The organism is Candidatus Enterococcus moelleringii, assembly GCF_017377575.1.
GTDB classification, from domain to species: Bacteria; Bacillota; Bacilli; order Lactobacillales; family Enterococcaceae; genus Enterococcus_A; species Enterococcus_A moelleringii.
This window is the reverse complement of record NZ_JAFREM010000031.1, coordinates 97,576-119,224: the sequence shown is the minus strand read 5'-3', so window position 1 is coordinate 119,224 and position 21,649 is coordinate 97,576. Positions and strand designations below refer to the sequence as shown.

Sequence of the window (21,649 nt, the reverse complement as noted above, 5' to 3'; positions counted from 1 at the left end):
AAGTATGAAGCTCTATTTTACACGTCATGGAAAAACTCAATGGAACCAAGAGAAGCGATTTCAAGGGATGATGGGTGATTCACCTTTATTGGCAGAGAGTTTCCAAGCGATTGAAACCTTGGGTGAAACGTTAAAAGACATTCCCTTTGAAAAAATTTACTCCAGCAGTGCCAGACGAGCTTACCTAACAGCGGAAGGGATTAAGAGCCGTCTGACACATCCTGTTGAGATTATTCGGACAGATGATTTGCGAGAGTTAGGTCTGGGCTCGCTGGAGGGTCAGCTAGTGGATGCCATGCATGAGAAGTACGGGACAAATATGGACAATTTACGCAGACGCTTAGATTTGTACGATCCAGCTCCCTTTGGCGGAGAAACGGTGGAACAGATGTTAAAACGCACTACCGGTTTGGTTCATCAGGCCGTTGCGGAAGCACAAGAAGGACCTTTGCTTTTTGTGGGACATGGAGCTTCTTTGACAGCAGCGATTCAAGCATTGACTGGCAAGCCGATAGCTGAACTGCGAGCGATGGGTGGGCTTTATAACAACAGCCTTACCATACTAGAGGCTGATGAATCCACAGAACCGTATAAATTATTACAATGGAACGAAATCGATTTTTTAGATAAATTAAATCAAAATCCAGACGCGATTTTGTAAAGGAGGTGTGGCAAAATGTCAGAAGAGGCCTTGTACATTGTTGGAACCTTAAAAGCGGTGTTTTTCCAAAATCCCAGCAACTTTTATAAAGTACTGCTCTTCGGTATTCGTGAAACCAACACTGATTTTTTAGAATCAGAAATTGTGGTGACCGGCAGCTTCGGCGATGTGCAGGAAGATGAAGAGTATCGATTGTTTGGACATTTTGTCGAGCATCCTCGTTATGGGAAACAATTTTTGGTGGAGCGTTATGAACAAGCTCAGCCAACCTCGGCTAATGGAATTATCAGTTATCTCTCCAGTGATAAATTTCCAGGAATCGGAAAAAAGACAGCTGAAAAAATAGTGGAGATATTAGGTGAGGATGCGATTGACCAAATTATCGATCAGCCTGATATTCTAAATCGTATCCCCAACTTGAATCAAAAGAAAAAAGATCAGCTGGTTGAAACATTGCGACTTAATTATGGTATGGAGAAGATAATTGTTGGTTTAAGCTCATACGGCTTTGGTAGTCAGCTATCTTTTGCTATTTTTCAGACATACCGTAATCAGGCGTTGGAGATCATCCAAGAAAATCCTTATCAATTAGTGGAAGATATTGAAGGGATTGGCTTTAAAAAAGCTGATAATCTTGCCGAACAGATGGGAATTGCCGCTGACAGTGATCAACGGATCAGAGCGGCTATATTGCATCAAATTGACGAAGATGCCAATCAGAGCGGCGATACTTATGTAGAAGCGCAGCGGTTATTGGAACAGGTCTTGTCATTGTTGGAAAATTCACGGGCAGTTGAAATTGCCCCTGATCGGGTAGCAGCGATGATTATTCAATTAGTTGAAGAAGAGAAAATTCAGCAAGAAGAAACCAAATTGTATGAGAATACGTTGTACTATAGCGAGTGGGGAATTGGGAATGCAGTTGCTCGTTTGCTGGCTCGTAAAAAAGAGATTAAGTATCCTAAAAAAACGGTAGAGCAAAAACTGCGAATTATCGAGAAGCGGTCGAATATTCTATATGGTACTTCTCAAGATCAGGCAATTAAGGAAGCCATTCGATCGCCGATGTTTATTTTAACTGGAGGACCAGGTACGGGTAAGACTACCGTCATCAATGGAATTGTCCAACTGTTTGCAGAGTTAAATGATTTGTCTTTAGACCCTAGTGACTACAAGGAAGAAATTTTCCCGATTATTCTTGCGGCACCGACTGGCAGAGCTGCTAAACGGATGAATGAGACAACGGGACTGCCTGCCAGCACGATTCACCGTTTGCTAGGTTTAAACGGCCGTGAGAGCACCCCAGACACTGAGGCGCGGGAACTAGAGGGTGGATTGTTAATCGTTGATGAAATGTCAATGGTGGACACTTGGTTGGCCAACACACTATTAAAAGCAATCCCAACAAATATGCAAATTATATTAGTGGGGGATAAGGATCAGTTGCCTTCAGTTGGACCAGGACAGGTCTTTCATGATTTATTGCAGGTGGAGGCTATTCCTAAAATCGAATTAACGGAAATCTATCGTCAAGGAGATAATTCTTCCATCATTCCCTTAGCTCATGAAATTAAAGAAGGTAAATTACCGGCTGATTTTAAGGTGAATCAAAAAGACCGCTCCTTCATCGCTTGCCACGCTTTTCAAATGGAAACAGTCATCAAACAAATTGTAGAGCGCGCTAAAATCAAAGGCTATTCGGCCCAAGACGTCCAAGTGCTGGCCCCTATGTACCGAGGACCTGCTGGGATTGATGCGATCAATAAAATGATGCAGGAAATTTTTAATCCAAATGATGGAACCAAAAAAGAAGTGCAATGGAACGAGGCTGTTTATCGAATTGGCGATAAAGTGCTTCAATTAGTTAACAACCCAGAATCGAATGTTTTTAATGGCGATATGGGCATTATCGTAGGGATTATTCCGGCTAAGGAATCAGAAGATAAAGTAGATGAATTGGTTATCCAATTTGATAGTATTGAAGTTCAATACAAGCGTTCGGAGTGGAACAATATCAAATTGTCTTATTGCTGTTCGATCCATAAAGCACAGGGCAGTGAATTCCAAATGGTTTTACTGCCAATGGTTAAACAATACAATCGCATGCTGCAACGCAATCTGCTTTACACAGCTGTTACTCGTAGTAAGGACCTGCTGATTCTGCTAGGGGAACAAGAGGCGTTTGTGGAATGTGTCCGCAAAGAATCAGCGGTGCGAAAAACCACGCTGATCGAACGAATCTGTTCAGCAGCAGAATTGGATGTATCAGTACCGCAGGAGAAGAACGATCCTTTTGAAAAAGTTCTAAAAGAAGAAACGCTTCAATCTGCACCAAAATCTGTTGAGGAAGTGAAGGGACCGAAAATTTTAACGTCCGCTTTGATTCGCCAGCAGGCCGTTGATCCGATGATTGGCATGGAAGGAATCACTCCCCAAATGTTTCTGAAATAAAAAACTTGTCCAAATTCTCTGAGTAATTTGGACAAGTTTTTTTATTTTTAGTTATCTTTGTACCAAATATACTGTGAACTGGTTGAGAAACACAGATCATAGGACCGCTGGCCCATTGTTTCGCCATCAGCCTGTCCGTGTTGCGGGACAACCGAAACGATACGGATGCGGGAGCTGGAAAAATGACGATAATGTTTATTCGTCGTGTGCTTTCTACGCAGCAGCTGCAGTAACAAGTGGGTGATCGCAAAAATATTTGGCTTTTCAATAATCACCAAATCAATCATTTCTTTTTTGGGATCGGCCATAGGAGCAATCGGAACACCTCCGCCAAAGTAAGGAATATTCGTCGTAGTACATAAAAAGGTTCGGTTAAACTCTTGCTGGTGGCCGTTAACCTCGATCATCACTGGGAAGGTTTTTTGCAGCAATAAAGATTTGATCAAATAAAGAGCATAAGAAGCTGAACCAAGTTTGTACTTGTTTAGCCACTTTTTTGAGACTGAAGCATTGGCAGTAGCAACAATCAAAGCATCGAGACCGATGCCAACATTGTTTAATACCAAGCCGTATTCTTCTTTGATTTTCTCTTCATAAAGTAAGACATTGATTTTCTGTGGTCGATCGGCTTCAGTGATTTGCTTAAAGGCTTCCTCAACTTGGCGAGAAAGTCCGATTCCGCGAGCAAAATCATTTCCAGAACCGGCTGGAATGTAGCTGACAGGCAGTTCAACGCCGGTTAAGTAAAATTGATTCACTACTTGGTGCAAGGTCCCATCACCGCCAATTACGATCAGCAAATGATAAGGCTCGTCCGTAGAACTTTGCAGCAACTCTTCATTCCATGGTGTAAGCATACCAGCTAAGCGTTCGGCAATTTCTTTTTCTTCTCCAGCATACTCAGTGTAGTAAGGAGTATATGTATAATTGTGTTGATCAAACAGATCAATTAACTGTTCGGCTTTTTTGCTAGCGTTTCCGCTTCCGGCAGCTGGATTAATCAGCAGGTGATAATGAAAATTCATAGACAGTTCGTTCCTTTCAGGAGCTAATTATAACAGACGTTCTGCGATTGAAACATCATTATGCGCCAAATTTATTTTTTTATATGGAAGAGTTGACTTACTTTGAGAAAAAAAGTATGATTGTTCAGGATTTACCCGCGGTTCATCAACCATCCCGCGTCAACAAAACTTGGAGAAAGAAGGGGAAACATTGCATATAGCAGAGAAAAAAAGAATGAACATTGTGATAACGAATGGTATTTTGATGGCTTTGTATTTAGCCTTGACTATTTTAGTTTCACCAGTTGCTTCTGGGCCCATTCAGTTTCGTATTTCTGAAAGTTTGAATCATTTAGTGGTATTCAACCGGAAGTATTTATGGGGCGTATTCGGTGGAGTGGTTATCTACAACGCACTTTTTGGTATGGGAATCTTAGATGTGGTTTTTGGTGGCGCTCAAACACTAATCGCCCTGAGCTTGACAGCACTTTTGCAAAATAAGGTAAAGAATGTGAAGGTTCGTCTAGTATTGAATACTTTATTTTTTAGTGTGAGTATGGCACTTATTGCAGCAATGCTTTATTTAACAGCAGGACTGCCTTTCTGGGTAACTTATGGCTGGTTGGCAGTTAGTGAAGCAATCATTATGACTGTTTCTGCACCGCTGATGTATTATTTGGATCAACGTCTGAATTTCAACAAAACACTTTAGTGAGATTGCCCCCGGCCTGATTTGACCGGGGGATTTTTGTATAGTTATTCCTTAATTAAGGAATACATTTGCTGATCCTTGAATTCGCCGTTCTTAAAGACACTTTTTCTTAAAGACCCTTCTAGTTGGAAGCCAGCTTTTTCTAATATGCGGCAGGAGCTGATATTATCAGAAAATGGTTCAGCGAAGAGTCGAACAATATCAGTCGTTTCAAAAATATACTGGCAGATTTGTTTCAAAGCAGCGGTCCCCAAACCTTTTCCCCAATAAGGCTCTCCAAGATAATAGCCGATTTCAGCCGTGCGAACATGAATATTCTCCTGGCGAAAGACACCGATACTTCCAATGACTCTATCTTCAACCACAATTGCTAAAGAAAGTTCCCGATTGGTAAGTAAAGTGGTCAAAATAAATTCCTCAGCATCCGTCTTGCGATAAGGGTAGGGCAGGCCATCTCGCAAATTTGCTTGAATTTTTTGATTGTTCAGAAGAGCTGCCAATTCTTTAGCGTCTTCTAAACGCCATTCCCTAAGGGTACATTCCATCATAATACCCGCCTTTCCTTAAATAAAAAGGTACTGAATATGAAATATACTCAGTACCTCTGTTAATTAATGCAAGCTTAGTGTTTCAACTTCTCTTACTTCGAAATTTTTGCGTTCCAGATGTTCAACAATGGCCGCAAGTTTTTGTTCGTCTACCCCGTTCGGCAAAGTAATCAAGGTTCTTCGCCCTTGCAAATCTTTACCAACGTCTAGAGTAATGCAGCTGGCAATGCTGGAGAATTTTGAAATAATTTTGGTCATCACGGCTAATTCGCCTTTTTTGCCTGAAGATACGATGGTTAAAACGTAACTTCCAGCTTTGACACTCCAAGATTGTGACAGCATGCTTAGCAATGTGCTGTGAGTTAAAATGCCATAAAAATGATTGTTTTCATCCAACACCGTGATATACGGCAACTCTTTAATCGTGAAGAAAATTTTGAAAAAAGAAGTATTAATGGAAATAAACTTGGTTGCATTTTTTAATAGATGTGTAACAGGCAAGTGTAAATCTCCGCCATTGGCTTTATGGCGATAAATGTGCATTTTGTAGATGTTTCCCCGAAAGATTTGTTTGCTTTCATCTAGAATCGGAACACAACGATAACCGGTTTCTTCCAAGATGTCTAAAGCTTCTTGCAGTGTCGCCGATTCTGTAATCGTAGTTAAATCCTTCTTGGGATAAACTAGACTTTCTAATAACATTAAAACGCCCTCCAATAATCGATTCGTTCTTTCATTATACTATCATATTCCTTCTCATAAAGGTAATTAATTTTTGTTCGATTGACAGAAATGGGTTTAGATGATAATGTTACGATGTGAGTTTTTGTAAGGAGGTTCGCTATGGCTACGAAGAAAGCGGCTCTAGCCTGTACAGTATGTGGTTCTAGAAACTACAGCAAGTCTGTCAGTGAAGGCAAACGCGGAGAGCGTTTAGAAATTAATAAGTTTTGCAAACATTGTGGTAAATATACGCTGCATAAGGAAACAAAATAGGAGGAAAATTGGTGAAGTTTTTACGTGGTGTCAGAGAAGAGATGAAGTTGGTTACTTGGCCGTCAAAAAAACAGTTGCGTCATGACTCATTAGTAGTCATTGAAACAGCAATTTTATTCGCTGCTATGTTTTTCATTATGGATACAGCGATTCAAGCATTGATTAATTTAGTCATTCGCTAGTAGCCAAGTTTAAAAAAGCATGCTATACTGTCTTTGAGAAAAAACCTTAGGTATCTGAGGTTTTTTTATTTTAGAACGGGGAGCCGATGGACAAAAATGGAATCTTTTGAGAAACAGTGGTATGTACTGCATACGTATTCCGGCTATGAAAACAAGGTAAAAGCAAACATTGAATCTAGAGCACAAAGTATGGGAATGGAAGACTTTATTTTCCGCGTGGTTGTTCCGGAAGAAAAAGAAAAAGAAATCAAGAACGGTAAAGAAAAAGAGATCGTTCACAAAACTTTCCCAGGTTATGTCCTAGTAGAGATGGTGATGACAGATGATTCTTGGTACGTCGTTCGTAATACACCAGGCGTAACAGGCTTTGTTGGTTCTCACGGGGCTGGAAGTAAGCCTGCACCATTGATGCCGGAAGAAATTAATCACATTTTACGTTCATTAGGTATGAGCACGCGTCAACATGAATTAAAAGTTGGTCTTGGCGAAACAGTGAAGATCATCGAGGGGGCTTTTGCTGGCCTTGAGGGTGTTGTTACTGAAATTGACGAAGAGCGTGAAAAAGTTAAAGCCAACATTGATATGTTTGGCCGTGAAACAAGTACGGAATTAGATTTCGATCAAATTGACAAGATTTAAAACCAGCTGAGGCATTTTGCCTTGGCTTTTTTTGATAGGTGGGATAGGATGAAGAAATTTATTGCTGGAGTTATATTGATAATTGGACTGCTTTTAATTAGCGGATGCCAACGGAATGATAGACAAACTACGGTATCCAGCAGAGGTGAACAAACGACTATTTCAACTGAAACTTTAAAAAAGACTGCAACCCCAACTTTATTTATTCATGGTTATAGCGGTACAGTCAATTCCTTTGGCGGGATGATTAGTCGCTTTGAAGGTCAGCAATTGGCAAAAAAGGAATTAGTTATTACCGTTCAAGCAGACGGAACGCTGCAAGTGGATGGTAGTTTCAGTCACTCAAATAGTAATCCGATGGTTCAAGTATTGTTCGCTGACAATACCAATAATGAATGGAACCAAACAGATTGGATTTATACGGTGCTGAAGTATTTGAAAAATCAAGGAGTAGATCAAACTAACATCGTGGGTCATTCGATGGGCGGAGTCAGCTCTTTGCGCTACTTGACCACTTATGGAGAACCCGAGGATGCTGCCAAAGTGGTTAAACTGATTGCAATTGGCTCACCCTTCAATGATCTTGTTGACACCTCGGATGAACAAACCGTAGAAAATCTGCTGGAAAGTGGTCCGACGCAGAAAGCTAGTCGGTATATGGATTATCAGAACGGTGTCTCTAATATACCTGAGAATTTATCGATACTTCTACTAGCTGGTAAGTTGAATGAGACTACTTTGAATGATGAAACTGTTCCGACAACTAGTGCACTTTCCGTTTATTCTTTATTAAAGGAAAACAGCATCCCTGTAGAGCAACAAGTGTACACAGGACCAAAGGCTCAACATAGTCAATTACATGAGAACTTGGCGGTGGATAAAAAAATTGCTGAGGAGTTGTGGGAGCCGAGAAAATGAGTTTATTTGCTTTGATGGCTAACTATCAAAGCAGCGATTGTATGGTAAGGAGGGGGGATTAAAAAGTTCCCCAAGTGTCCTTATTTGAAAATTGCTAATGGGGAGCTGTCGCCGGAAGAAACGGTGGATATTATTTTGGATTAATTCGTCTTCGAGTAAAAATGTTTGCTTACATTTTGTAAGAGTAGTAGTATGTTGTCGTACTAAAAAGAAAGAAGGTCTTACGATGACTTATCAAGCAAGCAACGAAGAACATCCAATCGAGATTGTTAATATCGCTTCATTAGAGGCTCGAGTAAAAGAACGTATGGATAAAGGTGCGTTCGGCTATATTCGCGGCGGGTCCGAAGATGAATGGACAATGAAAGAAAACACTGCTTCTTTCAATAAAAAATCAATTATGCCAAGAGTATTACGTGGAATTGACCATGCTGATTTAAGTACCAAGCTTTGGGATATTGACTTGAAGACACCAATCATTCAAGCTCCTTCAGCTGCTCAAGGTTTGGCACATGAAAAAGGTGAATCAGACACTGCCAAAGGGGTAGCTGCTGCTGGGTCTATTTTCTCCATTAGTACTTATGCCAATACAACAATTGAAGATGCAGCGGCCGCAGCACCAAATGCGCCGCAATTTTTCCAATTATATATGAGTAAAGATGACGGCTTTAATGAATTTATTCTAGAAAAGGCCGTTAAGTCGGGTGCCAAAGCGATCATCTTGACCGCTGATTCTACCTTAGGCGGATATCGTGAAGAAGATATTATTAATCACTTCGAATTCCCACTACCAATGCCTAACTTGGCAGCTTATAGTGAAAAAGACGCTGCCGGCGACGGTGAAGGCAAAGGGATTGCTGAAATTTACGCTGCAGCAAAACAAGGATTAGTGCCTGAAGATATTAAGAAAATCAAAGATCTGACGAACTTGCCAGTTTTTGTAAAAGGAATTCAATCCCCTGAAGATGCGGAAGTCGCTATTAGTGCCGGAGCAGATGGTATTTGGATTTCTAATCACGGGGGTCGTCAATTAGATGGCGGGCCTGCATCCTTTGATGTATTGCCATTAATTGCCGGTGTAGTAAACAAACGTGTGCCAATCGTATTTGATAGTGGTGTACGTCGGGGAGAACATGTCTTTAAAGCTTTAGCCAGCGGCGCAGATTTAGTAGCAATTGGCCGTCCAGTGATTTATGGATTAAATCTTGGCGGAGCCGAAGGGGTTACTTCTGTGTTTGATCACTTAAACAAAGAATTGTCGATTACTATGCAATTAGCGGGGACTCGAACAATTGATGAAGTGAAAAATACGAAACTAATGTAAAAAGTAAATGAACCGTTGATGCAGGCGATTAAGCCGATCAACGGTTCATTTTTTATTTATACAGGCTGTTCTTCAGCAGGAGTCTCGCCATAAACTTCTTTACTTAAACGCAAACCTGTCGGTGTAGTTGCTACGCCGCCTTCAGCGGTTTCCTTGAAAATGGAAGGCATTGCCCGACCAACTTTGTACATTGCTTCAATCACTTCATCAGGCGGAATTACGCTGCGGATACCGGCTAAAGCCATATCGGCTGAGATGAATGCCTGGGAAGACCCCATGGCATTGCGTTTTACACAAGGGACTTCAACCAATCCAGCTACTGGATCACAAATCAAGCCCATCACATTCTTTAAAGTAATGGCAACTGCTTCAGCCGCCATTTGCGGTGTTCCGCCGTTGGCTGCGACTAAGGCTGCCGCCGCCATTGCACTGGCTGAACCAACCTCGGCTTGACAGCCGCCTTCAGCACCTGAAATAGAGGCACTGTTAGCGATGACTAAGCCAAAGGCACCAGCTGTAAACAGAAAGTCTAATTGCTCTTCATGAGTCAGATTCAATTTTTCCCGGGCGGCCATCAGTACGCCCGCTACGACACCGGCGCTACCAGCAGTAGGCGTCGCGCAAATTAGGCCCATCTTAGCATTAACTTCGTTTACGGCCACTGCGTTGCGGACTGCCCGTAAAATCGTGTCGCCGCTTAGGAAATTACCCGAATCGAGATACTCATTCAACCGTTTAGCGTCACCGCCGGTAATTCCAGTCACAGATTTTACACCAGCAATTCCTTCATCAATGGAATCAGCCATGACTTCCAAGTTACGTTCCATCAGTTCAATAATTTCTTCACGACTGCGGCCAGTAAGTTCTTGTTCTGTTGCAATCATTAATTCACCTATCGTAGGATAGCTTTGTGCTTGTTCTACCAATTCTTTTATCGAAAGAAACATATTCTTGCCTCCTTATAATCTAAACTGCCGTTTTCTTTTCAAAATTTTCTAATCGTTTTATCCTTAATCAAAATAGGTCACACCAAATACATGATCCAGCGAGCGTAGTTTTTCTTTGGTGGAGTTATCGGAAGGTTTGTCGTCAACCTCCAAGACTAAAATACCGTTGTCGCCTTTTTTCTGGCGGGTCATAGTCACGGTACCTATATTAATTCCCGCGTCTGAAATTACTGCTGAGACTTGGGCTAATAAACCGCGTACATCCTCATGGACAACAATAAAGGTAGGTGTTCCCATGGATAAGGAAATACTGAAGCCGTCCAATTCCGATATTTGAATATTGCCGCCGCCAATGGATATCCCCGTTACTGACATTTTGTATTTACCTTTTTTCAAATGCATAGTCACCAAATTTGGGTGCTTGGCTTTTTCTTTTTTTGGAACAAACAAGACTTCAATGCCTTCTTCATGAGCCAGCTTCAAGGATTCAGATAGGCGAGGATCATCTGGATTCATTCCTAAAAGTCCACCGACTAAGGCAATATCAGTCCCGTGTCCGCGATAGGTCTTAGCAAATGATTCGTACAGATCAATTTCAACTGAATCTGGTTTTTCGCCAAAGATCATGCGACTGACTTTGCCAATTCGTGCAGCACCTGCGGTATGTGAACTGCTGGGTCCGACCATAACAGGGCCGATGATATCAAAAACGCTACGATACTTTAAGTTTTCCATTATTTAAAACCTCCTTGATTGTCTACTATAAATTCGTTACCAATTCGATTATAGTTTAACACAAAGAGGCCCGGTACATAGGTAAATTAGCATTTTATTCTGTTATTCTAATCGTATAGGAAGTGTTTGTGAAGAAAATATTTATTGTCTGAAAATTGAAAAGTTCTTGAAATTATGCGAGGAGTTTGCTATCATACTCTAGTGTGCCTTTTGCACGCTGTACCAAGTGGGAGGAGAAATCTTTATCTCCAATTAACCACATCACGGACTCAAGGAGGTATGTCTCGTGGCAAAAAAAGTAGAAAAACTAGTTAAATTGCAAATTCCTGCAGGGAAAGCAACACCAGCTCCCCCAGTAGGTCCTGCACTAGGTCAAGCCGGTATCAACATCATGGGCTTTACAAAAGAATTTAATGCCCGTACCGCTGATCAAGCAGGTTTGATCATTCCAGTAGTGATCTCTGTATACGAAGATCGTTCATTCACTTTCGTTACAAAAACACCACCAGCTGCTGTATTATTGAAAAAAGCAGCAAACGTTGAAAAAGGTTCAGGCGAACCAAACAAAACAAAAGTTGCAAAAGTTACTCGCGACCAAGTAAAAGAAATCGCTGAGTTGAAGATGGAAGACCTAAACGCAGCTGATGTAGAAGCAGCAATGCGCATGGTTGAAGGAACTGCAAGAAGCATGGGAATTACTGTCGATTAATTCCTGAACCTACAGCTTCTCAGTCGTCTCTTGATTGAAAGATCAAAACACGTGGGAGGTTCTACCGTTATAACCACATAAGGAGGAAACAAAATGGCTAAAAAAACCAAAAAAATGCAAGAAGCATTAAAAAAAGTTGACAGCTCAAAAGCATATTCTGTAGAAGAAGCAGTAGCTTTGGCTAAAGAAACAAATATCGCAAAATTCGATGCAACTGTTGAAGTAGCATACAAATTAAGCGTTGACCCTAAAAAAGCAGACCAACAAATCCGTGGAGCAGTTGTACTGCCAAACGGAACTGGTAAAACACAATCTGTTTTAGTATTCGCTAAAGGCGAAAAAGCTAAAGAAGCAGAAGCAGCTGGCGCTGATTTTGTCGGTGACGACGACTTGGTACAAAAAATCCAAGGCGGATGGTTCGACTTTGACGTTGTTGTTGCAACACCAGATATGATGGCTACTGTTGGTAAATTAGGACGTGTATTAGGACCTAAAGGCTTAATGCCAAACCCTAAAACAGGTACTGTTACTATGGACGTTACTAAAGCGATTGAAGAAGTAAAAGCTGGTAAAGTAACTTACCGTGTAGACAAAGCTGGAAACATCCATGCACCAATTGGAAAAGTTTCATTTGACGATGCGAAGTTAATCGAAAACTTCAAAACAATCAATGATACTTTAGTAAAAGCTAAGCCTTCAACAGCTAAAGGTCAATACATCAAAAACATCACAGTGACTACTACATTTGGTCCTGGGATCCACGTTGACCAAGCATCTATGTAAAATTTTTTAAATTAATGATTGACTCGACTGCCGAACCTATGGTAAGGTAGTCGAGGTTAATAATTAACTGTACCGAAGACAGTAGGTGACGCAAGTCTTAATTTCCTACCGAGGACATTTATTGGAGAACATTCAATTGTCCCTCTATGTCTACGGTGGCATAGGGTATTTTTTTGTAGTTTTATAAGAAAATCCCTTCCATCAAAATCAGGAGGTGAAATATAAATGAGTGAAGTAGCAATCGCTAAAAAAGCCGCTATCGTTGATGAAGTCACAGAAAAATTCAGCGCAGCAGCTTCAGTCGTTATCGTTGATTACCGTGGTTTAACTGTAGATCAAGTAACTCGTCTACGTAAACAACTACGCGACGCTAACGTTGAAATGAAAGTCATCAAAAACTCTATCCTATCTCGTGCCGCTGAAAAAGCAGGTCTTGAAGGTTTAGGAGAAGTCTTTACTGGTCCTACAGCCGTAGCATTCAGTAATGAAGATGTTGTTGCTCCAGCTAAAATTATCGACGAGTTCGCTAAAGAAGCTGATGCATTAGAAATCAAAGGCGGGATCATTGAAGGCAAGGTAGCTTCTCTTGAAGAAATTACTGCTCTTGCAAAACTTCCAAACCGCGACGGTCTTCTATCTATGCTTTTATCTGTCCTACAAGCGCCAGTCCGCAACGTGGCTTACGCTGTCAAGGCAGTAGCAGAAAAAGAAGAAGAAGTAGCTTAATCGCTGCATAAGAATACAAACTAAAAAAACATACATTATGGAGGAAATTTAAAATGGCATTGAACATTGAAAACATTGTCGAAGAGCTAAAAGGCGCGACAATCCTAGAATTAAACGACTTAGTTAAAGCTATCGAAGACGAATTTGGCGTATCTGCTGCTGCTCCTGTAGCTGCTGCTGGCGCTGCTGCAGGTCCTGCTGCTGAAGAACAAACAGAATTTACTGTTGAGTTAACAGCTGTTGGCGATCAAAAAGTTAAAGTTATCAAAGCAGTTCGTGAAGCAACTGGCCTAGGCTTGAAAGAAGCTAAAGCTGTAGTTGACGGCGCTCCTGCACCAGTTAAAGAAGGCATTTCTAAAGACGAAGCTGAAGAATTAAAAGCATCTCTTGAAGAAGTTGGCGCAACTGTAACTGTTAAATAATTGCGATAATAAAAGAGCTAGTTCCTGTAAAGGTGCTAGCTCTTTTTGTATGCATTCATTTTATTGTAAAACCTCTTGCATGACATCAGTATCCTCAGGCATTACGTTTCCCGCGTAATTTGGAGTGACTAACGAAAGACCGCCGTTTCTGTTGCGGAATAAGTAGAACGTGTCATTGCCAAAATCTCGCTGCCCATCCCCAGATAAGCGCCCGCCGATTTGCAAGGCGGTATTTACACTGACTGTTCTGATTTGATTATTGTCAGCAGAAAAAACGCGAATTTCTCTAGTTGGAACATTTTGTATCGACATACTGTAGCTTGATGCAGTATTACCATTATTAATAGTAACATTGCCTTGAGCTGGATCAACGGTTACTGAATCAGGAACATTCATTCCGCGAAAGCGAAAGACGGTTACTCCTGGTAATTCTGTTTGATAAGGATAAGCATTCGTATTAGCTGCTTCATTGGCGCTTGGTTCAGTCGTGTCTTTTGTTTCTGAAGTTGCAGCGAATGTACTTTCAGAGGTTTCTTTACTGTTTGAAGTAGAAGATGCAGTTGATTGTGTGCGGGTTGAACTGCTTAGTTTGGAACTTTGATTCGTTTCCACTGTTTGTGTACTGTCGGTTGAAGACTCTGTATTACCCCCGCAACCTGCTAGTAAAATAGAAGTAAATAAGAGTAAAGCTATTGTTTTTTTCATTGATTACGCCACCTTTCGATTTTAGTATAACAAACCTTTAAAAATTACAAAAATGATTTCTATCTATCCTCAGCTGTCGTTGGAGGATAAGCTGGTTGTTATTTGTAGGCAAGTTCATTGTATTCTTCATTGAATAGCTATAGACTGAAATTAGAGAGGGAGATGTCAAATGAAAAAATTGTATGAAACAGCTATGATCAATCATGGCGGAAGAAATGGTGATGTTGAGGCTCCGGGCGGAAAAATGCACATGAAAATAGAGCCGCCTTCTATCCATGCTGAAGGGACTAATCCTGAACAATTATTTGCTGCGGGTTATGCTTCTTGTTTTAATGGAGCAGTTCAACACATGTTGGAAGAACATCAGTTGGAATCTGATTCTGAGGTCAAAGCACGGGTATCGCTTTATCAAACAGAAGACGGTGGATTTCAAATTGGTGTGATTTTAGAAGTTTCATTGCCAGGAATTGAAGCAAAACAGGCAGAGACCATTGTAAAAGAAGCCCACGAATTTTGTCCTTACTCAAAAGCCACTCGTGGAAGCATCGAAGTAGAAGTAGAATTGGTTTAAATATATAAAGCGGAAAATCAGTGCTATATTCAACATGCAGCTCTTCCTTTAGAGCAGGTTGCTGATTTACCATAATTAATTGAATAGAGAAGAAGCCTGACAAATGAGTGCTCTTTACGAGCAGTTGGTTGTCAGGCTTCTTTCCTATTATGAGTGATCGGTCTGAGTTCGATAATGTTTTGATTGATAGCTTAACAGAATAATCAAGTAAATTGCCGCGGTCATGAGTGTTACACTGAGCGGGTTGCTTAATAGGATACCCACAAGGATTAACAGCAATACCAATATCGCTAGACCGCTAAAAATAATTTCGGCTTTCGTGCCTTTTTTTCTGGCAAGTACAAAAGCGGCGAAGGTAATCATCAGCCAAGTGAGCAACACAGAATAAGATAATGAACCTACTAAGTAATTGAAAAGTTTATCTCCTAAAAAGTAGGACAGAATTACTCCAATATACAGTGTTCCGGTGCAGAACAGTACTGCTCGTTGCGGAACTTGATGTTTGTTAAGAACGGCTAAACCTTTTGAAACACCCTTAGCATCCTTTAAGCGAAAATAAAGGGTGCGTGATGAAGCATAGACCCCGGAGTTAATGGATGAGAATAGTGCCAAGACAATCACAAAGTTCACAATATCGCTGGCAAAAGGGATATGCAGTTTTTCAAAGACTAAAACAAACGGACTGACATTGCTGTGAGCCAACATATTCCAAGGGTAAATAATCAAAAGCAGCAGCATGGGTATAATGTAAAACGAGATAATTCTACCCATAACCCCTTTAATTGCTTTAGGAATGGCTGTTTTCGGATCTTCTGTTTCACTAACGGTAATTGCAATTAGCTCCGAACCGCCATAAGAGTAAATAACCACTAGTAAAGAACTAACTAATCCCTTAAGGCCATGGGGAGTAAATCCACCGTGGGCATTCATTCTTTGGAAGGTAGGCAAAACACCCACCGCGTGTATTTCTTGTCCGATTAGAAAAAGACCAAAGATAATCAACAAAACAATAACGGTAATTTTAGCAAAAGCCAGCCAATATTCCGTTTCGGCAAAAAGCTTAACTGAATACAAATTGATCAAGGTTGTTAAAATTGCCAGAAAGAAGACAAACAGCCAGGCTGGAACATGCGGAAACCACAATTGCAGGAAGCTGGCTGCCGCGACTGCTTCGGCAATGATATTGATCATCCATAAAGACCAATACAACCAATCAATAAAATCGGCAGATCGTTCACCTAAAAAGGGTTCGATAATTCCTGAGAGACCATGAACATTGTCGTTGGCGATTACCAATCGGCCTAATCCGCTCATTACAATAAATAAGACAAGACCTCCTAAAAGAAAGGCCAGCAAGACAGAAGGTCCGGCGATACCAATCGCTTCACCGCTGCCTTTGAAAAGACCGGCACCGATCGCTCCGCCTAAGGCAAGCATCGTAATATGACGTGAAGTCATTTGTTTTTGTAATTTGTTTTCCATAAAGCATCCTCTTTTCATTGAATATTCGATAGATTTAAAATATTCTGAAAGTTTCACCAATAATAGCAGATCATACAAAATAATCCAGCTCTATGAAATTATTTTTAGAAAATTTTCACACGGTTTTTAAGCAATAATCATTTCTGCAAAAGGCTGTAGAACTTTAGTGTTTTCTAAGTATTTAGGCTTTCAAATCGGCGGATAAAAACGTCAATTTTCTAATAGTATTTTTATTTTCAAGCATATTCTTCGCGCATTTTTGAAAGAGCGAGTAACATAAACAGTGTAATAAATATTAAATAGAGGGAGGTTGAAGAACTATGGGTTGGCTATGGACATTAATCGTAGGTGCTATTATTGGCGTTATTGCAGGTGCTATCACAAATCGCGGCGGCTCGATGGGCTGGATCGCTAACATTGTAGCTGGACTAGTTGGTTCTGCTATCGGCCAAGGACTATTAGGCTCTTGGGGACCTTCACTTGCTGGAATGGCTCTTGTTCCATCCATTATTGGAGCAATCATCGTTGTAGCAGTTGTTTCCTTTTTTCTTGGTAGAAGTAACGCGTAACAAAGAGTACCACTTGAATTGAGATAACAAATCAGCCGGCATGCCCTCAACAGACGTGCCGGCTTTTTATAAAGAAGGGTCATTTGATTCTTCTACTAATCGGAAGATAATCAGCAGAATTTCAAGTAATTATTTTACACGAAATCAGCTTATTGAAGGAGGAACCACCATGTTAGATGAGAATTGGACAGAAGATTTTGAACGACGGAAGGCGAAAGAAGCTGAAGTAGAAAAACGGACACTGGCCTTTCAAGAAAGCTTTGAAAACGGTGATATCACAGAAGAAGAATATCAGGCAAACCTGAATATGGAATACGACCATACTGAACCTAGCCCTGAATGGGTACCGATTGAAGATCCCTTGGACCCTAATAGTGAAGTTGCTCAAGAAGTTGGTAGTGAACTCTCACAAGAATATCAGGAAGTGATTGATACGGAAGTCCAGGAATCTAGTGATCTTGAGGTTTATGAAGAACTAGTAGACATGCACGAACAAACGCAAATAATCGAGGAATAGAAAATGAATCTCTGCAAAGAGGTTCTTTTTTTGTTGTTTAGAGAAATGCAATTTCTTTAAGATGATAAAATTTGTGGAATAGTATTGCGCAAAAAACGAATTAAAGTTATACTATCATCATGAAACGCTTACAGCGGAATTGGAGGGATAGTATGTTTGGCTTTTCTATCTTCCTTACAGAAGAAATGACAGAACAGAAAAGTACTTATATTAAAAAAATGGCATCAATTGGGTTCTCAGGAATATTCACTTCGCTGCATATCCCGGAAGAGAATCCCGAAATGTATCAAGTCAGACTAAAGCAATTAGGCTTAATAGCCAAAGACCTTCAGTTGAATCTGATGGTAGACATTTCAGGAAACGCTTTAGAAGCTGCGGGTTTTTCTTTAGAAAGAATCAATGAATTAAAGGAAATTGGTGTGACTGGTCTAAGGATGGACGATCGAATTACCACTAAACAGATCGCTGAAGCTTCACATCAAGTAACCGTGGCCTTGAATGCATCCACCATATCTGAAAAAGATGTGGAAGAACTACAAAAGTATCAAGCGAATTTTACTAATTTAGAGGCTTGGCACAATTATTACCCGCGACCTGAGACTGGTTTGGATCAAACTTGGTTTGATGAAAAGAATCAATGGTTGAAGCAATGGGGATTTACCATCCAGGCATTTGTTCCTGGCGACGGTGAAAAGCGTGGCCCGCTTTATGAAGGATTGCCAACCTTGGAAAATCATCGTCACCAGCATCCGCTAAGTGCTGCACTAGATTTGAATGTGGATTTAGTCTATATTGGGGACGGTGATTTAGCAGCAGGAACACAAAAGCAGTTTGCTTTGTATAACGAGGAGCAAACAGTTTTATTACAGGTTGAGCCCTACGATGAACAGATTGAGCTGGTTCTTGGCAATCACAAAAATCGAATGGATGAGGCTCGTGATGTCATCCGAAGTGCTGATGCACGTTTTAATCAGCCGTCGTCTGTCCTAGCTTTACCAGCGCAAAAACGCGAGGTTGGCATGGTGACGATAGATAATGTAGAATACCTGAGATACATGGGAGAAATTCAGGTAGTTAAACGTCCATTGTCCGCCGACGAAAAAGTAAACGTGGTAGGACGAGTTATTGAGAAGGATCGCTCACTGTTGTCAGCGATTCAAGCAGGTACGAAATTTATTTTGGAGAGTGTAGAAAATCATGAATAGTTTGAATTTAGATAATTTAACTACAGAACGGAGAAATGAAAAAACCTTTGGCTTGGACGAAATGTCAGTTGCTGAGGCGTTAGATTTAATGAATCAGGAAGACCGGAATGTTCCAGCTGCTGTAGCTGAATCTTTGCCGGAGATTGAAGGCGTGATTGAGCAAACGATCCAATCTTTTAAAAAAGGTGGTCGTCTGATCTATATGGGTGCTGGAACAAGTGGCCGGTTAGGTGTTTTAGACGCTGCTGAATGCGTTCCTACTTTTGGCGTTAGCCCGGAATTAGTTATTGGGTTAATTGCCGGCGGCAGCGAGGCGATGACCGTGGCTGTAGAAGGTGCTGAAGATTCGCTGACACTAGGACAGGAAGATCTGGAGCAATTAGCGTTAAATGAAAATGATATGGTGATCGGTATAGCTGCCAGCGGACGGACGCCGTATGTGATCGGTGGACTAGATTATGCCCGTTCAGTGGGCGCTTCTACGGGCTCAATTTCATGCAATAAGAATGCTGAAGTTAGCCGTCATGCCCAATATCCGATTGAAGTGGATTGTGGACCGGAATTCTTAACCGGTTCTACCCGCTTGAAATCTGGAACAGCGCAAAAACTGATTCTAAATATGATCTCAACCATCAGCATGATTGGTATCGGCAAAGTCTATAACAATTTGATGATTGATGTGAAACCAACCAATGAAAAATTAGTTGAACGTTCTAAACGGATTATTATGGAAGCAACCGAGGTTGACTACGAAACAGCAGCCGCTTATTTTGTTGAAGCGGAGCAAAATGTGAAGTTGGCAATTGTGATGATCTTGACTCAAAGCGACAAAGAAACAGCCCAGCAAAAACTAAACAAAGCAGATGGCTTTGTCAGAAAAACATTATAAGGAGTTAAAACAATGGCCGATTTATCTTTAAATGAATTAGCGAAAGAAATATTTTCCGGTGCAGGCGGCATGGACAACGTCCAAAATGTCGTTCACTGTATGACGCGCGTACGGATGACCATCCGAGACGAGAATAAAGTAAATAAAGAGCAGCTGCAGAAAATCCCTGGTGTCTTAGGCGTGGTGGATGACGAACAGCTGCAAGTAATTATTGGTCCAGGAAAAGTAAATAAAGTTGCCCAAGCAATGGTGGATATAGCTGGTGTAGAGTTAGGTGAAGATCTTCCTGAAGCATCATTTGGTGGTAAAGATAAGGTACAAGCAAAAGCGGAAGAAATGAAGGCGGCACAAAAAGCTAAACAGAAACCATCACGGATGAAGAGAGTTTTAAAGGATATTTCTAATATCTTCGTACCGATGATTCCAGCTTTTGTTGGAACTGGGATTGTAGCTGGTATTGCTTCGGTCATTACGAATATGATCACTGCTGGAACATTAGATGCAGCGGTTTGGCAGCAGTATCTGGATGTAATGAACATCCTGAAAAATGGTTTGTTCAGCTACTTGGTAATTTACACTGGTGTGAATGCGGCACGGGTGTTTGGCGCGAATCCTACAATGGGTGGGGTTATTGGTGCCGTTGTAATGTTAACGGGTATGAATCCCGAGGCGCCCCTAATGAACTTGTTTACCGGCGAACCGTTGTCGGCAGGTCAAGGTGGGATCTTAGGAGTCATTTTCGCCGTTTGGTTATTATCAATTGTCGAAAAGAAATTGCACCAAGTCGTTCCTGATTCTCTTGATATAATTATCACGCCGACCATCTCTTTATTAGTGATTGGTTTAGCTGAAATTTTTCTAATTATGCCGTTGGCGGGTTTTATTTCCAACAACATGGTTAGTGGGATTACTTGGGTGTTGAATATCGGCGGGGCCTTCTCTGGTTTTGTTTTAGGATTGCTGTTCTTACCAATGGTCATGTTTGGTTTGCATCAAATTTTGACACCTATTCATATTCAAATGATTAATGAAACAGGAAGCACGCTGCTGCTGCCAATTTTGGCAATGGCGGGTGCTGGACAAGTCGGAGCCGCTTTAGCTTTGTGGGTTCGTTTGCGCAAAGACAAAGAGCTTTCCGAAATGATTAAAGGTGCTTTGCCGGTGGGGATCTTAGGAATTGGTGAACCTTTAATTTACGGAATCACATTACCGCTGGGTCGTCCGTTTATTACTGCTTGTATTGGCGGAGGTATCGGTGGTGCGGTCATTGGAGCGATCGGCGGAGTAGGATCAATCGCTGTGGGTCCTTCAGGTGCAGCATTAATTCCGTTAATTGCTAACGGTCGCTGGTGGGGCTACGTCTTAGGCTTATTAGCAGCCTATGCCGGTGGTTTTGTCGCAACTTTCTTCTTTGGTATTCCGAAAGAAAAATTAGCAGAAGAAAAAGCTGCTAAAGAAATGACAACGACTGAATCAGTAACAACTGAAATTTTCAGCTCGGTGGCTGCAGGATCAATTCATCCTTTGGAAGAAGCAAGTGATCCGGTATTTGCTGAAAAAATGATGGGTGACGGCTATTTCATCGAACCAAAGGATGGTAAAATTTACTCTCCGGTAAAAGGAAAAGTTTCAACTATCTTCCCGACAAAACATGCGATTGGGATTACCACTGATAGTGGCTTGGAAGTACTTTTGCATATGGGAATTGATACTGTAGATTTAGCAGGAAAACCTTTTGATATCCATGTTCAAGAAGGTCAATCATTGCAAAGCGATACTTTGTTGGCGGACGTTGACTTAGCTGCGATTAAGCAAGCCGGTAAGGGAACTTCGATGCTGGTGATGATTACTAATATGGATCATGTATCTTCACATGCTTTGGAGAAAAAAGGCGAGGTACTTTCTGGCGTAGAAGTCATGAAGGCTACTACAATTTAAAGAACAAGGGACGTAA

25 protein-coding genes and 1 other annotated feature are annotated in these 21,649 nt (G+C 41.1%); of the genes, 18 read left to right on the top strand and 7 right to left on the bottom strand.

Annotated elements, in window-relative coordinates:
- Window positions 1–4: 4 nt before the first annotated feature.
- Window positions 5–661 (top strand): histidine phosphatase family protein, encoded by a 657-nt coding sequence (locus tag JZO70_RS19280; protein WP_207675318.1) that lies wholly within the window; start codon window positions 5–7, stop codon window positions 659–661.
- Window positions 662–676: 15 nt separating this feature from the next.
- The gene (gene recD2 / locus JZO70_RS19275) at window positions 677–3,112 is read left to right on the top strand and encodes an SF1B family DNA helicase RecD2 (RefSeq protein ID WP_207675317.1); all 2,436 of its coding nucleotides are present in this window, start codon (window positions 677–679) and stop codon (window positions 3,110–3,112) included.
- A 47-nt stretch (window positions 3,113–3,159) separates the two neighbouring features.
- Here recD2 and JZO70_RS19270 read toward each other — a convergent pair whose 3' ends face one another.
- Entirely contained in the window at window positions 3,160–4,137 is a 978-nt protein-coding gene (locus tag JZO70_RS19270; RefSeq protein WP_207675316.1) for a diacylglycerol/lipid kinase family protein, read from the bottom strand.
- 214 nt (window positions 4,138–4,351) lie between these two features.
- Here JZO70_RS19270 and JZO70_RS19265 point away from each other — a divergent pair, with 214 nt between their 5' ends.
- Window positions 4,352–4,828 (top strand): QueT transporter family protein, encoded by a 477-nt coding sequence (locus tag JZO70_RS19265; protein WP_207675315.1) that lies wholly within the window; start codon window positions 4,352–4,354, stop codon window positions 4,826–4,828.
- A gap of 44 nt (window positions 4,829–4,872) precedes the next feature.
- Here JZO70_RS19265 and JZO70_RS19260 read toward each other — a convergent pair whose 3' ends face one another.
- Both JZO70_RS19260 and cbpA read right to left on the bottom strand, forming a co-directional pair.
- Window positions 4,873–5,376, bottom strand: coding sequence for a GNAT family N-acetyltransferase (locus JZO70_RS19260; RefSeq protein WP_430748904.1), 504 nt, complete (start codon window positions 5,374–5,376; stop codon window positions 4,873–4,875).
- A 63-nt stretch (window positions 5,377–5,439) separates the two neighbouring features.
- A complete protein-coding gene (cbpA, locus tag JZO70_RS19255; RefSeq protein ID WP_207675314.1) occupies window positions 5,440–6,078 on the bottom strand; it encodes a cyclic di-AMP binding protein CbpA in 639 nt (212 codons plus the stop codon).
- A gap of 141 nt (window positions 6,079–6,219) precedes the next feature.
- Between cbpA and rpmG the strand changes: the two genes are divergently transcribed.
- The 5 genes from rpmG to JZO70_RS19230 all read left to right on the top strand — a co-directional run bounded on the left by rpmG (window position 6,220) and on the right by JZO70_RS19230 (window position 9,435).
- Window positions 6,220–6,372 (top strand): 50S ribosomal protein L33, encoded by a 153-nt coding sequence (gene rpmG, locus JZO70_RS19250; protein ID WP_207675313.1) that lies wholly within the window; start codon window positions 6,220–6,222, stop codon window positions 6,370–6,372.
- 11 nt (window positions 6,373–6,383) lie between these two features.
- Complete coding sequence (gene secE, locus JZO70_RS19245; protein WP_207675312.1) at window positions 6,384–6,554, top strand: preprotein translocase subunit SecE; 171 nt, start codon at window positions 6,384–6,386, stop codon at window positions 6,552–6,554.
- Window positions 6,555–6,650: 96 nt separating this feature from the next.
- A complete protein-coding gene (gene nusG / locus JZO70_RS19240) occupies window positions 6,651–7,193 on the top strand; it encodes a transcription termination/antitermination protein NusG (RefSeq protein ID WP_207675311.1) in 543 nt (180 codons plus the stop codon).
- A 48-nt stretch (window positions 7,194–7,241) separates the two neighbouring features.
- Entirely contained in the window at window positions 7,242–8,111 is an 870-nt protein-coding gene (locus tag JZO70_RS19235; RefSeq protein WP_207675310.1) for an alpha/beta hydrolase, read from the top strand.
- Window positions 8,112–8,337: 226 nt separating this feature from the next.
- A complete protein-coding gene (locus JZO70_RS19230; RefSeq protein ID WP_207675309.1) occupies window positions 8,338–9,435 on the top strand; it encodes a lactate oxidase in 1,098 nt (365 codons plus the stop codon).
- Window positions 9,436–9,491: 56 nt separating this feature from the next.
- On the opposite strand, the gene sdaAA is transcribed toward JZO70_RS19230, so the two are convergent.
- Both sdaAA and sdaAB read right to left on the bottom strand, forming a co-directional pair.
- A complete protein-coding gene (gene sdaAA / locus JZO70_RS19225; protein ID WP_207675308.1) occupies window positions 9,492–10,382 on the bottom strand; it encodes an L-serine ammonia-lyase, iron-sulfur-dependent, subunit alpha in 891 nt (296 codons plus the stop codon).
- Between the two features lie 63 nt (window positions 10,383–10,445).
- Window positions 10,446–11,117 carry an L-serine ammonia-lyase, iron-sulfur-dependent subunit beta gene (sdaAB, locus tag JZO70_RS19220; RefSeq protein WP_207675307.1) on the bottom strand — a complete coding sequence of 224 codons (672 nt, stop codon included), beginning with the start codon at window positions 11,115–11,117 and terminating at the stop codon, window positions 10,446–10,448.
- A 286-nt stretch (window positions 11,118–11,403) separates the two neighbouring features.
- Here sdaAB and rplK point away from each other — a divergent pair, with 286 nt between their 5' ends.
- The 4 genes from rplK (at window position 11,404) to rplL (ending at window position 13,757) form a co-directional block, all read left to right on the top strand.
- Window positions 11,404–11,826, top strand: a complete 423-nt coding sequence (rplK, locus tag JZO70_RS19215) for a 50S ribosomal protein L11 (protein WP_207675306.1) — start codon at window positions 11,404–11,406, stop codon at window positions 11,824–11,826.
- 93 nt (window positions 11,827–11,919) lie between these two features.
- Window positions 11,920–12,609, top strand: a complete 690-nt coding sequence (gene rplA / locus JZO70_RS19210; RefSeq protein WP_207675305.1) for a 50S ribosomal protein L1 — start codon at window positions 11,920–11,922, stop codon at window positions 12,607–12,609.
- A gap of 54 nt (window positions 12,610–12,663) precedes the next feature.
- Window positions 12,664–12,791: a sequence feature (ribosomal protein L10 leader region), on the top strand.
- A gap of 43 nt (window positions 12,792–12,834) precedes the next feature.
- On the top strand, window positions 12,835–13,335 hold the full coding sequence (gene rplJ / locus JZO70_RS19205; RefSeq protein WP_207675304.1) for a 50S ribosomal protein L10: 501 nt from the start codon (window positions 12,835–12,837) through the stop codon (window positions 13,333–13,335).
- Between the two features lie 53 nt (window positions 13,336–13,388).
- Window positions 13,389–13,757: a 50S ribosomal protein L7/L12 gene (gene rplL, locus JZO70_RS19200; protein ID WP_207675303.1), complete on the top strand. Its 369-nt coding sequence runs from the start codon at window positions 13,389–13,391 to the stop codon at window positions 13,755–13,757.
- A 60-nt stretch (window positions 13,758–13,817) separates the two neighbouring features.
- Here the strand turns inward: rplL and JZO70_RS19195 are convergent, their stop codons facing one another.
- Complete coding sequence (locus JZO70_RS19195; RefSeq protein ID WP_207675302.1) at window positions 13,818–14,462, bottom strand: hypothetical protein; 645 nt, start codon at window positions 14,460–14,462, stop codon at window positions 13,818–13,820.
- Window positions 14,463–14,631: 169 nt separating this feature from the next.
- Between JZO70_RS19195 and JZO70_RS19190 the strand changes: the two genes are divergently transcribed.
- Window positions 14,632–15,033, top strand: a complete 402-nt coding sequence (locus tag JZO70_RS19190; RefSeq protein WP_207675301.1) for an organic hydroperoxide resistance protein — start codon at window positions 14,632–14,634, stop codon at window positions 15,031–15,033.
- Between the two features lie 147 nt (window positions 15,034–15,180).
- Here JZO70_RS19190 and JZO70_RS19185 read toward each other — a convergent pair whose 3' ends face one another.
- Window positions 15,181–16,515 (bottom strand): amino acid permease, encoded by a 1,335-nt coding sequence (locus JZO70_RS19185; RefSeq protein ID WP_207675300.1) that lies wholly within the window; start codon window positions 16,513–16,515, stop codon window positions 15,181–15,183.
- Between the two features lie 320 nt (window positions 16,516–16,835).
- On the opposite strand from JZO70_RS19185, the gene JZO70_RS19180 reads away from it, so the two are divergent.
- From JZO70_RS19180 to JZO70_RS19160, 5 genes are all read left to right on the top strand, one after another.
- A complete protein-coding gene (locus JZO70_RS19180; protein ID WP_207675299.1) occupies window positions 16,836–17,084 on the top strand; it encodes a GlsB/YeaQ/YmgE family stress response membrane protein in 249 nt (82 codons plus the stop codon).
- Between the two features lie 169 nt (window positions 17,085–17,253).
- Window positions 17,254–17,601: a hypothetical protein gene (locus JZO70_RS19175; protein WP_207675298.1), complete on the top strand. Its 348-nt coding sequence runs from the start codon at window positions 17,254–17,256 to the stop codon at window positions 17,599–17,601.
- A 152-nt stretch (window positions 17,602–17,753) separates the two neighbouring features.
- Window positions 17,754–18,806: a DUF871 domain-containing protein gene (locus JZO70_RS19170; RefSeq protein ID WP_207675297.1), complete on the top strand. Its 1,053-nt coding sequence runs from the start codon at window positions 17,754–17,756 to the stop codon at window positions 18,804–18,806.
- On the top strand, window positions 18,799–19,695 hold the full coding sequence (gene murQ / locus JZO70_RS19165) for an N-acetylmuramic acid 6-phosphate etherase (protein ID WP_207675296.1): 897 nt from the start codon (window positions 18,799–18,801) through the stop codon (window positions 19,693–19,695). The genes JZO70_RS19170 and murQ overlap by 8 nt, the downstream gene beginning before the upstream one ends.
- A 12-nt stretch (window positions 19,696–19,707) precedes the next feature.
- Entirely contained in the window at window positions 19,708–21,633 is a 1,926-nt protein-coding gene (locus JZO70_RS19160; RefSeq protein WP_207675295.1) for a glucose PTS transporter subunit IIA, read from the top strand.
- Window positions 21,634–21,649 lie beyond the last annotated feature (16 nt).